The sequence below is a fragment of the Endozoicomonas sp. genome, from assembly GCF_965196975.1.
In the GTDB taxonomy this organism is placed as follows: Bacteria; Pseudomonadota; Gammaproteobacteria; order Pseudomonadales; family Endozoicomonadaceae; genus Endozoicomonas.
The window spans coordinates 1,241,836-1,254,859 of sequence record NZ_OZ239981.1 but is presented as its reverse complement, the minus strand read 5'-3'; the positions used below and the strand labels follow the sequence as shown (position 1 = coordinate 1,254,859).

Sequence of the window (13,024 nt, the reverse complement as noted above, 5' to 3'; positions counted from 1 at the left end):
CTGATTCAGGCGATACCTTGAGCCTGTTGATTGAAACGGTATTTTCCGCTCATGGCTGTTTAACCAGGTAAGGCTTAAAGGCCTCGCTGGTTACAGTTTCAAATCCTTCATCCGTATAATAGGCAAAACGAGCCGCAATACCCAGTCTATTCGCCAGCTCCAGCCCTTTCTCATCACCCAGCACCATAAACATGGTTGCGAGTGCATCGGCTCGGGCCGATGTATCGGCAATGACCGCCACTTCCGCTACCCGCTTGGCTTCAGGCCAGCCGGTGACCGGATTAATGGTATGTGAGTAACGTTTACCATCTACTTCAAAAAAATTCAGATAATCGCCAGAGGTTGCCAGTGCCTTGTCCAAAGGCTCTACCAAGGCTGACACTCCGTTTTTTCCCATTTCAGGACCAATGACCGCCAGTCGCCAGAGTTTGCCATTAGGCTTGACCCCCTGAACCAGGACTTCGCCACCCACTTCTACCATAAAGTCTTCAATACCCTGAGCCCTGAGAGCTGCTGCTGCCCGATCAACACCGTAGCCCTTGGCTATAGAGCTCAGATCAACAAACAACTCCTTTTCCCGGGTCAGCGTTGAGCCTTCAGTATCCACTGTCAAACTCTGATAACCCACCTTGGCAAGGGCTTCCTGAATAGCGGTTTCATCCGGAATATGACCCGGATATTGATCCTCAATCCATTTGACAAATTCTGGTGCATTTGCAAGCTGGTGAGAGTCACTATCGTCGTGGCTCTCTTTGACGGCAGCCCATTGCGTTGGCCCAAAGCCCCACAGGTTCACCAGGGGCCCTACTGTAATATCGTAGGCTCCATCTGATATATCAGAAATCTCCTGGGCTTCCTGAACCAGCTGAACAATATCACTGGACAGTACAAATGGCTCGCCGACCGGGGCCCGGTTAAACTGCATCAGCTCAGAGTCAGGCTTGTAGGTTGACATCCGCTGATCAACATCAGACAGAGCATCATGTACTACTCTCGACACATCCTTTACTGGATGACTGAACAGGGTGGCTACATAACTGACGTTATAGGTCGTTCCCATGACCTTCCCCTGAAAGCTATATAGCCTGGGCCGCGTACTCAACACCAGAAATACTGCCACTATCACAATGATGGCAGGTATCAATGATCGCTTCAGAGATCGGGAAAGCAAGTGAAACTCCTGAAAGTGGTTCAATACGGCGTGGCTCAATCTCAGGAATTCTCTGTACACTGTGTCACACTGAGTGGTACGAAAGGGAAACCACCTTTGTCGACGCTTTATGCAAGATGCTCTGAGAAAGCTTCCGGTTAAAAGTCTGGCCGGATTCTAGCACCTGCTCAGGGGATAATCATCAGGGATTAAACGGAAAGTATTCAGGCAGTTACCCAGAGAATCACCGCATCATCGTCGCTGGTTGAAACCAGCGCATGCCCCATCTCTGCATCATAGTATGCACTGTCTCCTTCAAACAGCTCGATCGGTTGATAATATTCGGTATAGAGCTCAATACTGCCGTGCAAGACCAGTAGAAACTCCTCACCATCATGTCGCACCCACTCTCCATAGTCGTCAAATGAGCGTGCCCTGACGGTGGTACGATAGGGAATCATTTTTTTGCCGGAAAGCTCTGTAGCCAGCAACTCATGTTCATAGGTGCTGGTGGGATGAAGACGCCCCTCACCCTGACGGGTAATATCTCTACGGCCTCCAGCAGAGACCGTTTTCTTTACCGGGGAAAACAGCTGGGGAATATCAATCCCCAGTCCATTGACCAACTTTGTTACTGCAGTGAACGTGGGCGATATCTGCTCATTCTCGATTTTAGAGAGGGTTGAACGAGCCAGACCGGTCTTCTGGCTGGCCTCTTCAAGCGTCAGCTGCTGACTCAAACGAATTTCCCTGACCCGCTTTCCAAGCTCCAGTGGCGCTACAGATGCTTCTGGTTGACTCCCCCCCTCCTGATCAACGCCAACTCTGCGAGTCACTAACACTGCAGGCTTATTCTGTTGTTCCTGTTTAAGAAAATCCGTTGATTCCGGCACGCTTTCCCCCTTTGCCATCCATTCTTATGGGCATTGCCATTGGCTAAACAAAACCATCATACATGGTCTGTCAGGAAAAAACCTTTATGTGAAAACTTGTTTCTTATTGGAAACTTTTTTATTGATGTGAAAGAAAGGTATTGTTACGCTTTATTTTAGGAAAATAGGAATCTTTTGGTCAAAACCCATTAATAACACATTGATTTCTGGTGCCAAGCAGCTTTCTGTTGATTGATCGTTTGACCGATTTCTTGCTGATAAATAACAAAAACAGTCTTAAAGCAGATATCGCAAAAATATACCAACAAATGGAGTCATGGCGATGAGCTTAAGTATTCTCGATTTGTTCAAGATCGGTGTAGGTCCTTCCTCATCCCATACCGTGGGACCGATGGTCGCCGCCAACCGCTTTCTTGATGCCCTGCTCCAGCAAGGGCAGCTTGAGAATACCCGTCAGATCCGTATTGAACTCTATGGTTCTCTGGCCATGACTGGCGCAGGCCATGCTACCGATACAGCCGTGATCCTCGGGCTTATGGGTGAAAAGCCTGATTTGCTGGATCCTGATCAAGCTCCAGAATTGATCAACAATGTCCGCGGGACTGGCCAGTTATTGCTGGCCAGCCAATATTTGATTCCTTTCGTTGAAGATCAACACCTTCATTTTTTGAATGGCCACTCCCTTCCCAAGCACCCTAATGGCATGACGCTGAGAGCTTTTGATGAAGCAGGCCTTGAGCTTTTTCATGACAATTATTACTCCGTGGGTGGAGGCTTTGTACTGAATGAGCAGGAAACCGATCAGACGATTTCTGCAACGGAAATTCAGGTTCCCTTTCCATTTAATAATGCCCAGGACCTTCTGGACATCGGAGATAGAACCGGACTCTCCATCAGTGAAATAGTTCTGGAAAATGAAAAACATCTGGGAAGAGCTGACAATATTCAACAGGCGTTGTTGAATATCTGGCAGGTAATGGACAGCTGCATAAACCGCGGCTGTGAACAGACAGGCATACTTCCTGGCGGCCTTAACGTCAGACGTCGTGCACATCAATTGCATCAGGAACTGTTGAATCGCCCCAGAGACCAGCAGGATCACCTTGAAGTCATGGACTGGGTCAATCTGTTTGCCATAGCGGTCAATGAAGAGAACGCCGTTGGTGGTCGTGTCGTTACTGCACCAACCAATGGTGCAGCTGGCGTTATTCCAGCGGTTCTTGCCTATTACGATCGTTTTGTCCCAGGTAGCAATGAAGAAGGTATTTGTACCTTTCTGGCAACCGCTGCAGCCATTGGCATGCTCTATAAAAAGAACGCTTCAATCTCTGCTGCCGAGGTAGGCTGTCAGGGGGAGATAGGGGTTGCCTGCTCCATGGCAGCAGGAGCCCTCTGCGCTGTGATGGGTGGCAATAACCGCCAGATTGAAAATGCTGCTGAAATCGGTATGGAGCATAATCTTGGCCTGACCTGTGACCCGATAGCCGGCCTGGTACAGGTTCCCTGTATTGAGCGCAATACCATGGGAGCCGTTAAGGCAATCAACGCAGCCCGTCTGGCCATGAAAGGCGATGGACAGCACCGGGTATCGCTTGATGACGTGATTGAAACCATGCGCCAGACGGGGCTGGACATGCAGGATAAATACAAAGAAACCGCCACCGGAGGGCTGGCAGTGAATGTCGTGATGTGCTGAGAGTGCATTGAAACAAAGCCGTTAAAAACAACATTTGTCTTTTATTTCCAATGCTGGCAAGAGTGATTAATAACTAAACAGCCAGCTCAAATAATTTTTATTAAAACCAACGTAAGAGTGAAAACAGGACTACAACATGGCCGTTGAACACACGTCTACTCTGCCGACACTGGCAGAACTGGAACATAACGATGCCTTTACCCATCGTCATATTGGTTCTGACCAGCAGGAGCAGCAGGCCATGCTGGAAAGTCTCGGACTCACGTCGCTGGCAGAGCTGATCAATGAAACCGTTCCGGGCAGTATCCGATTAAAGCGGGAGTTAGAACTTCCCCAGGGGAAAACCGAACAGCAGGCGCTTGCTCAGCTTCATGCTCTTGCCAGACAAAATACAGTGAATAAGTCGTACATTGGCATGGGATATCACAATACCGAAGTGCCCAATGTTATTCTGCGTAATCTGCTGGAAAACCCGGGTTGGTATACTGCTTATACCCCTTATCAACCAGAAATTTCCCAGGGGCGACTGGAAATGCTGCTGAATTTTCAGCAGATGGTTATGGACCTTACAGGCATGGAGGTTGCCAATGCCTCTCTACTGGATGAAGCCACTGCCGCTGCGGAAGCCATGACCCTGTGTTTGAGAAGTGTTGGACGAAGCAAGGCTGCCTCTCAAACCTTCTTTGTTGCCGATGACGTTCACCCTCAGACTATTGATGTCATAAAAACCCGTGCCGACTGGCTGGGAATCAACGTCATCGTTGGCAACCCTTACACCGAGCTCAACGACCACGATGTGTTTGGTGTACAGCTCCAATACCCGGGGACTTACGGTAACATCACCGATATTGAGAGCGTTGTGACCATTGCGCAGCAACAGGGTGCCATGGTTTCAGTAGCCACTGACCTGCTGGCCCTTACATTGCTAAAATCACCCGGAGAGCTCGGAGCTGATATTGTTCTGGGTAACAGTCAGCGATTTGGTGTGCCAATGGGCTTTGGCGGCCCCCACGCTGCTTTTTTTGCTACAACCGGTAAACTAAAACGTTCAGTACCCGGCCGGATTATTGGTGTATCCAAAGACAGCCGTGGCAATACGGCTCTGCGTATGGCAATGCAGACCCGTGAGCAACATATTCGTCGGGAAAAAGCGACCTCCAATATCTGCACTGCTCAGGCACTGCTGGCGAACATGGCTGCCGCTTATGCGGTTTACCATGGTCCGGAAGGGTTAAAAACCATCGCAGGACGCGTACACCGTCTGACCCAGATTCTCCACCATGGGCTCACTGAAATGGGCTTCCAGTGTAACCATACCTTCTTTGATACCCTGACCTTCAAGGTTGGCAGTGAGCAGGAAACCATTATCCAGCGCGCGCTCAAATATGGTTGCAACCTGCGTCGTATAGGCTCTGACCGACTAGGTGTAAGCCTCGATGAAACCTCTCGCTCTGAAGACATTATTGATCTTTTCAATATCTTTATGGGTGAAGGTAAAGAGCTGAATATTGCATCCATTGACCGCCAGATTGCAGCCAATAACAGCCAACTGTCACATACCCAGAGTGCAATCGGGCTCTCAGCAGAACTACGTCGCTCAGACAGCATTCTGAGTCACCCTGTTTTCAACAGTCATCACTCAGAAACGGATATGATGCGTTACCTGAAGCAACTGGAAAACAAGGATTACTCGCTGTTACACGGCATGATTCCACTGGGTTCATGTACCATGAAGCTCAATGCCGCTGCAGAAATGCTGCCGGTTTCCTGGCCAGAGTTTTCCAATATTCACCCCTTCACTCCGAGAGATCAGGTTCCGGGTTACCTGACCATGATCCGGCAACTTGAGGAAGCTCTGGTAGAAATCACAGGCTATGACGCCATCTCCATGCAGCCAAACTCCGGAGCCCAGGGTGAATATGCAGGCCTGTTGGCTATCCGTAACTATCAAAGGGCAAACCAGCAGGAGAACCGTGATGTCTGCCTGATCCCCTCTTCTGCTCACGGCACTAATCCGGCCTCAGCAGCCATGCTGGGCATGAAAATCGTCATTGTCGCCTGTGATAACAACGGCAATGTCGATGTCGATGACTTGAAGGCCAAAGCTGAGGAGTACAGTGATCGCCTGTCTGCCTTAATGGTGACCTACCCTTCAACCCATGGTGTATATGAAGAAGAGATCCGTACCATCTGCCAGATCATTCATGATCATGGTGGTCAGGTCTATATGGATGGTGCCAATATGAACGCCATGGTCGGTGTCTCCCGCCCAGGCGATATCGGCTCCGATGTCTCTCACCTCAATCTGCACAAGACCTTTGCCATTCCCCATGGTGGTGGTGGTCCAGGCATGGGCCCCATTGGCGTCAAGAGCCATCTGGCACCTTACCTGCCTAATCATTCGGTAAGTCCGATCGAAGACCACAATGAAGGGATTGGTGCCGTATCCGCTGCACCGTTCGGCAGCTCATCCATACTCCCCATCAGCTGGATGTACATCACCATGCTGGGCAGCAAGGGGTTAAGGGAGTCGACAGAACTGGCCATCCTTCACGCCAACTACATGGCAAAACGGCTGGGTGATCATTATCAGATTCTCTATCAGGGTAGAAACCATCATGTTGCACACGAATGCATCATAGATATTCGCCCTGTCAAAGAAGCCTGTGGCATTACCGAAGAAGATATTGCCAAACGTCTGATGGATTATGGTTTCCACGCCCCAACCATGTCTTTCCCGGTTGCCGGCACCCTGATGATAGAACCAACCGAGTCTGAATCCATGGAAGAAATAGATCGGTTTATTGACGCAATGATCTCAATCAGGAAGGAAATTGACCAGGTCGCCAGCGGTACATGGCCCAAGGACAACAATCCCCTGATAAATGCTCCACATACCATGGAAGACCTTGCTGAAGAGGAGTGGCATCGCCCCTACAGCAGGAAAGTGGCTGCATTCCCTTCTCCCTACAGCCATAAGGCGAAATACTGGCCAGCAGCTAATCGTATCGACAACGTTTATGGAGACCGAAACTTTATCTGCTCATGCCCAGATATCGAGGCTTATCAATAACTTATAAATTACATTTACAATAAACACAAAATCGACAGAAGGCCCTCAGGTGAAATATTAACCAGAGGGCTTTTTTGGTGTCAGCTGGAATCAGTCATTTACATCTCACAAGAAATCTTTGCACAACTCCCCACCACAAAACAAACCGATTAATAATCAATCAGTTAGAATGAAGCCTGAAACCGTTCTGTTCAGCTAAAATTAGTAGATTAAATACAAGGAAATTTATCCAGGACGGACAGTTTCATGAATCCAAGCACTGGCAGCCAGGTCATAGGCTATCTAAAGAATGCCAACCAACCTTTTGAAGTCACTGACGCTGATGGAAACGCTCGCACTATTAACCCCGGTGATCCCGTATTTCTTGAGGATATCATCGAAAATGGCACCGATGCTGACGTTGTTATTGAGTTAATCAATGGCCAGTTGATCAACCTTGCTATTCAGCAGCAAATCATCATGGGACCAGAAATACTGACTCAACTGACCAACACAGAGTCAGGTTCTGATGGCCAGCAGGAAGATAAAGAAATTCTCCCAGAGCAGGAGGTAGCTCCCCCGGACAATGAGGAGCGTTCTGAGCCCTCGGAGGTCAGTGAACCCGAAGATGCCGGGGGGATTGATGAACAGTTTGTCATTGAGCGTGAGCAGGATCAGACCGTCACATCTTCTCAAACCGAAGCGAATACAGACTCTTCATCAGAACCTGATTCCGCCACCTCAGAAAATGACGCCCCTCCACCGGTTGAAACCAGCACAATAACGTTGAATCAAAAGCCCGAAATTCAAAACCAGAGCTTTCAGGTGAATGAGAATGTTCTTTCAGATGGCTCCGTGGTGGTAGGCACTGTTTCTGCCAGTGATGGTGGAAGCAGTCAGGGTCTGACTTTCAGCATCCTCTCTGGCAATGATGACGGCAAGTTTTCCATCAACCCAACGACTGGTGAGATCACCGTAGCCGGAGAACTGAATCACGAAGCCATCGCCGACTATAGCCTGACAGTAGGTGTGACTGATAGTGGAAATCTTACCGAAAACGCCACGATCATCATTACGGTCAATGATTTGAACGAAGCCCCTGAAGCTCAGGGTGATATCGTAAGCGGCCATGAGAATGAGACGTTAACTCTCAATGTCCTAGCCAATGACACCGATGAGGATGAAACAGATACACCCGCTAACTTCAATCTGGACACGGCAGAAATAACCGATATCAATGGAATTCCCGTAACCGGTCAGGGTTCTGTCAGTATCAATGGCAACCAGCTGCAGTTCACACCGGGCAATGACTTCAACTACCTTCCTGCGGGTAGTTCAGAAACTGTCCTTATCCGCTACCGGATGAGTGATGATCAAGGTGCATCTGCAGAGTCCACAGTCCATGTTACCGTCACCGGTGTCAATGATGCACCCGAAACCAGTAATAACACGCTGATATTGGACGAAGACAGCGCTCACACTTTCTCTCTTTCTGAGTTTGCTTTCAGTGATCTTGATACGGGAGACACACTGGAATCCATTAAAGTCATCAGCTTGCCCAGTGCCGGTGGTCTGGTATTAAATGGCGCAGCCATCACCGCTAATCAGGTGATCAACGCTGCTGATATCCCCAACCTGGTATTCACGCCAGAAGCCAATGACAATGGTATCGGTTATGCCAGCTTTCTCTTCTCAGTCAGTGATGGAAACACGGACAGTTCACCACAGACCATTACGTTTAACGTCAACGCGGTCAATGACGTACCTGTCGCCAGTGACAACACGCTGACCATTCTGGAGGATGGTGCTCACACCTTTACCGCCTCCGAATTCGGTTTCAGCGATATTGATGTAAACGACAGTCTTCAGTCAATCAAAGTAAACACTCTGCCTGGTACCGGCAGCCTGACACTAAACGGGGCAGCAGTCACTGCCAACCAGGTTATTGCAGCCGCCGATATTGGCAACCTGATCTTTACACCCGCTGCCAATGCCAATGGCGTCGGTTATGCCAGCTTCGATTTCTCCGTCAATGATGGAACCGTCGACAGTGCCACCAGCACCATCACCTTTGATGTAACTGCTGTTAATGACGCTCCGGATGCCAGTGATAACACCTTTACGCTGGATGAAGATACATCCCATACCTTTACGGCCGCTGAATTTGGTTTCACCGATATCGATACAGGCGACAGCCTGCAGTCGATTAAAGTTACCAGTCTGCCAGGTGCTGGCAGCCTCACTCTGAATGGCGCAGCGGTCAGTGCCAACCAGGTCATCAATACCGCTGATATAGCCAACCTGGTCTTTACCCCGTCCCCCAATGCCAATGGCAATGCCTACGCCAGTCTGGGGTTCACCGTCAGTGATGGTCAGGTCAGCAGCAGCGGCAACAGCATCACCTTTAATGTCACTCCCGTTAATGATACGCCAACGGCCGGGGATAACACCCTGACCATCGATGAAGACACCTCCCATACATTTACGGCTTCCGAGTTTGGCTTTAACGACATTGATGCGGGTGACACGCTTCAATCGATAAAAATTGCCACTCTGCCAGGTGCTGGCAGCCTGACATTGAACGGTTCAGCGGTGAATGCCAATCAGATCATCGCTGTCGCCGATATTGCCAACCTGGTCTTTACACCCGTCGCAAATGCCAACGGTGCGGGTTATGCCAGTTTCGATTTCTCCGTTAATGACGGAACGGTGGACAGTGCCATCAGTACCATCACCGTTGATGTAACGGCCGTTAACGACGCACCGACCGCCAGTGACAGCACCCTGACCATTGATGAGGACACTTCGCACACCTTCTCCACAGTGGAATTTGGCTTTGGTGATATTGATACCGGTGACTCCCTGCAATCCATCAAAATTACCGGTTTACCCGCTGCCGGTAGCCTGACACTCAATGGCGCTTCGGTCACCACTAATCAGGTCATTACTACGGCAGATATTCCCAACCTGGTCTTTACGCCAGAGGCTGATGCCAATGGCAGTGGTTATGCCAGCATCCAGTTTTCGGTCAGTGATGGTCAGCTCAGCAGCACCAGCCAGAACATTACCTTTGATGTCACTCCTGTTAACGATGCGCCATCAACGGGTGACAACACACTGGCCATTGATGAAGATAATGCCCTGACGTTTGCTGTTTCTGATTTTGGCTTTACGGACATTGATACCGGTGACAGCCTGCAGTCCATTAAAGTCACTACGCTCCCTGCTACTGGTGACCTGACGCTGAGTGGAGCAGCAGTTGTAGCAGATCAGGTCATCAATATTACCGATATCCCCAATCTGGTTTTCACCCCCCAACCCAATGCTAACGGAACCGGCTATGGCAGTTTTCAGTTTACCGTCAGCGACGGCACCGACGAGAGTGCACCCAAAACATTCACTGTAGACGTCAACCCAGTTAATGATGCACCTTCAGCAATTAGTAGTACTCAGACCATTGATGAAGATACTGCCTACCATTTTTCCCCAGCAGAATTAGGATTTAATGATGTCGATACCGGGGACGTCCTGCAATCCATCAAAATTACCAGCCTGCCCACATCAGGCAGTCTTACGCTGAATGGAACACCGGTTAACGCGAACCAGGTCATCAGTTCATCCGATATTACCAACCTGTCATTTACACCAGCCGCCAACGAGCACGGCACCGGTTATGCCAGTATTGCATTTACCGTCAGTGATGGGCTGCTGGAAAGCGCGCCCAGAACCATGACGTTTGATGTCACCTCCATCAACGATGCACCAACCGTTGCTGATATCACGCTAACGATGGATGAAGACACATCTCACGCATTTGCCATTAACGAATTCGGCTTCAGTGACATTGATACGGGCGATACCCTGCAGACCATCCGAATCACCAGTCTGCCTGCACTTGGGACGTTAAAACTGAATAACCTTGATGTTGTTGCCAACCAGCTCATTCTCGCAGCAGACATAGGCAATCTGGTGTATGCACCAGAAACCAATGGCAATGGTCTGGTTTATGCCAGCTTTAACTTCACCGCGAGTGATGGTGAAACCGACAGTACTGAGAAAACCATTACCTTTGATGTTACCTCAGTCAATGATGCTCCTGTTTCCACCGATAACACCCTGACCATTGATGAGGACACTCCACACACCTTCAGCTCATCCGAGTTTAGTTTCACCGACAATGATATTGGCGATACCCTTCAGTCCATAGAAGTCATCAGTCTTCCTGCCAATGGTTCTCTGGCGTTCAACGGCAATCCCGTCACCATCAACCAGGCCATTCCCATCAGCAGTATTGGTAACCTGACCTTTACTCCGGATCTCCATGAGAATGGGACGGACTATGCAAGTTTCTTGTTTACGGTCAGCGATGGTTCGGCCAGCAGTACGCCCCAGAGCATGACGTTTAATGTCACGGCTATCAATGATGCACCACTGGCGGCCAATAACACCCTGACCCTGGATGAAGATTCCGCCCATACCTTTACCGCTTCAGAGTTTGGCTTCAGTGATGTGGATTCCGGCAACACGCTGCAGTCCATAAAGGTGGAAACCCTTCCCGGTGCTGGCAGCCTGACACTGAACGGGGCAGCAGTCACTGCCAATCAGGTTATTGCAGCCGCCGATATTGGCAACCTGATCTTTACACCCGCTGCCAATGCCAATGGCGCCGGTTATGCCAGCTTCGACTTCTCCGTCAATGATGGAACCGTCGACAGTGCCACCAGCACCATCACCTTTGATGTAACTGCTGTTAATGACGCTCCGGAGGCCAGTGATAACACCTTAACGCTGGATGAAGATACATCCCATACCTTTACGACCACTGAGTTTGGTTTCACCGATATCGATACAGGCGACAGCCTGCAGTCGATTAAAGTTACCAGTCTGCCAGGTGCTGGCAGCCTCACGCTGAATGGCGCAGCGGTCAGTGCCAACCAGGTCATCAATACCACAGATATTGCCAACCTGGTCTTTACTCCGGCTCCCAATGCCAATGGCAATGCCTACGCCAGTCTGGGGTTCACCGTCAGTGATGGTCAGGTCAGCAGCAGCGGCAACAGCATCACCTTTAATGTCACTCCCGTTAATGATACGCCAACGGCCGGGGATAACACCCTGACCATCGATGAAGATACCTCCCATACATTTACGGCTTCCGAGTTTGGCTTTAACGACATTGATGCGGGTGACACGCTTCAATCGATAAAAATTGCCACTCTGCCAGGTGCTGGCAGCCTGACATTGAACGGTTCAGCGGTGAACGCCAATCAGATCATCGCTGTCGCCGATATTGCCAACCTGGTCTTTACACCCGTCGCAAATGCCAACGGTGCGGGTTATGCCAGTTTCGATTTCTCCGTTAATGACGGAACGGTCGACAGTGCCATCAGTACCATCACCGTTGATGTAACGGCCGTTAACGACGCACCGACCGCCAGTGACAGCACCCTGACCATTGATGAGGACACTTCGCACACCTTCTCCGCAGTGGAATTTGGCTTTGGTGATATTGATACCGGTGACTCCCTGCAATCCGTCAAAATTACCGGTTTACCCGCTGCCGGTAGCCTGACACTCAATGGTGCTTCGGTCACCACTAACCAGGTCATTACTACGGCAGATATTCCCAACCTGGTCTTTACACCGGATCCTGCCAGCAATGGTGACGGGTATGCCAGCATTCAGTTTGCTGTGAGTGATGGCACTGATCTCAGTACATCCCATACCATCACTTTTGATGTAAACGCTGTCAATGATGCACCAACCGCAGCTGACAATACGCTGACCATCACAGAAGACTCAGCCCATACCTTTGCCAGTTCGGAATTTGGTTTTACGGATATCGATATCGGTGACACACTGCAATCCGTCAAAATCACCAGCCTGCCTCTGCAGGGCAGCCTGACACTGAATGGATCCTCAGTCTCTACCAATCAAATCATTAATACAGCAGACATCAGTGGCCTGGTATATACTCCGGCGGAACATGGTAATGGCTCAGGCTATGCCAGCATCCAGTTTACGGTTTCCGATGGTCAGGCAGACAGTACACCAAACACCATTACCTTTGACGTAACCGCCGTCAATGATGCACCAGAAGCAGCGGACAACACGTTAACCATTAATGAGGACTCCAGTCACTCGTTTCTGGCCGGTGATTTTGGCTTCAGTGATGTCGATTCAGGCAATGCCCTTCAGTCGGTTAAAATCACCACGCTTCCCGTCAATGGAAG

At 49.8% G+C, this 13,024-nt stretch carries 5 protein-coding genes (1 of these 5 cut by a window edge); 3 read left to right on the top strand and 2 right to left on the bottom strand.

What is annotated here, in order from left to right; translation table 11 throughout:
* Window positions 1–49: 49 nt before the first annotated feature.
* Complete coding sequence (locus tag ACOCLE_RS05480) at window positions 50–1,060, bottom strand: FAD:protein FMN transferase (RefSeq protein WP_419535844.1); 1,011 nt, start codon at window positions 1,058–1,060, stop codon at window positions 50–52.
* 314 nt (window positions 1,061–1,374) lie between these two features.
* On the bottom strand, window positions 1,375–2,043 hold the full coding sequence (locus ACOCLE_RS05475) for a helix-turn-helix domain-containing protein (RefSeq protein ID WP_419535843.1): 669 nt from the start codon (window positions 2,041–2,043) through the stop codon (window positions 1,375–1,377).
* Window positions 2,044–2,365: 322 nt separating this feature from the next.
* On the opposite strand from ACOCLE_RS05475, the gene ACOCLE_RS05470 reads away from it, so the two are divergent.
* The 3 genes from ACOCLE_RS05470 to ACOCLE_RS05460 all read left to right on the top strand — a co-directional run.
* Window positions 2,366–3,739, top strand: a complete 1,374-nt coding sequence (locus tag ACOCLE_RS05470; RefSeq protein ID WP_419535842.1) for an L-serine ammonia-lyase — start codon at window positions 2,366–2,368, stop codon at window positions 3,737–3,739.
* Between the two features lie 136 nt (window positions 3,740–3,875).
* The gene (gcvP, locus tag ACOCLE_RS05465) at window positions 3,876–6,812 is read left to right on the top strand and encodes an aminomethyl-transferring glycine dehydrogenase (protein ID WP_419535841.1); all 2,937 of its coding nucleotides are present in this window, start codon (window positions 3,876–3,878) and stop codon (window positions 6,810–6,812) included.
* Between the two features lie 246 nt (window positions 6,813–7,058).
* Window positions 7,059–13,024 carry the 5' portion of a tandem-95 repeat protein gene (locus ACOCLE_RS05460; protein ID WP_419535840.1) on the top strand. It continues 22,009 nt past the right edge of the window, so the window shows 5,966 of its 27,975 coding nt (coding positions 1–5,966); its start codon is at window positions 7,059–7,061; its stop codon lies beyond the right edge, outside the window.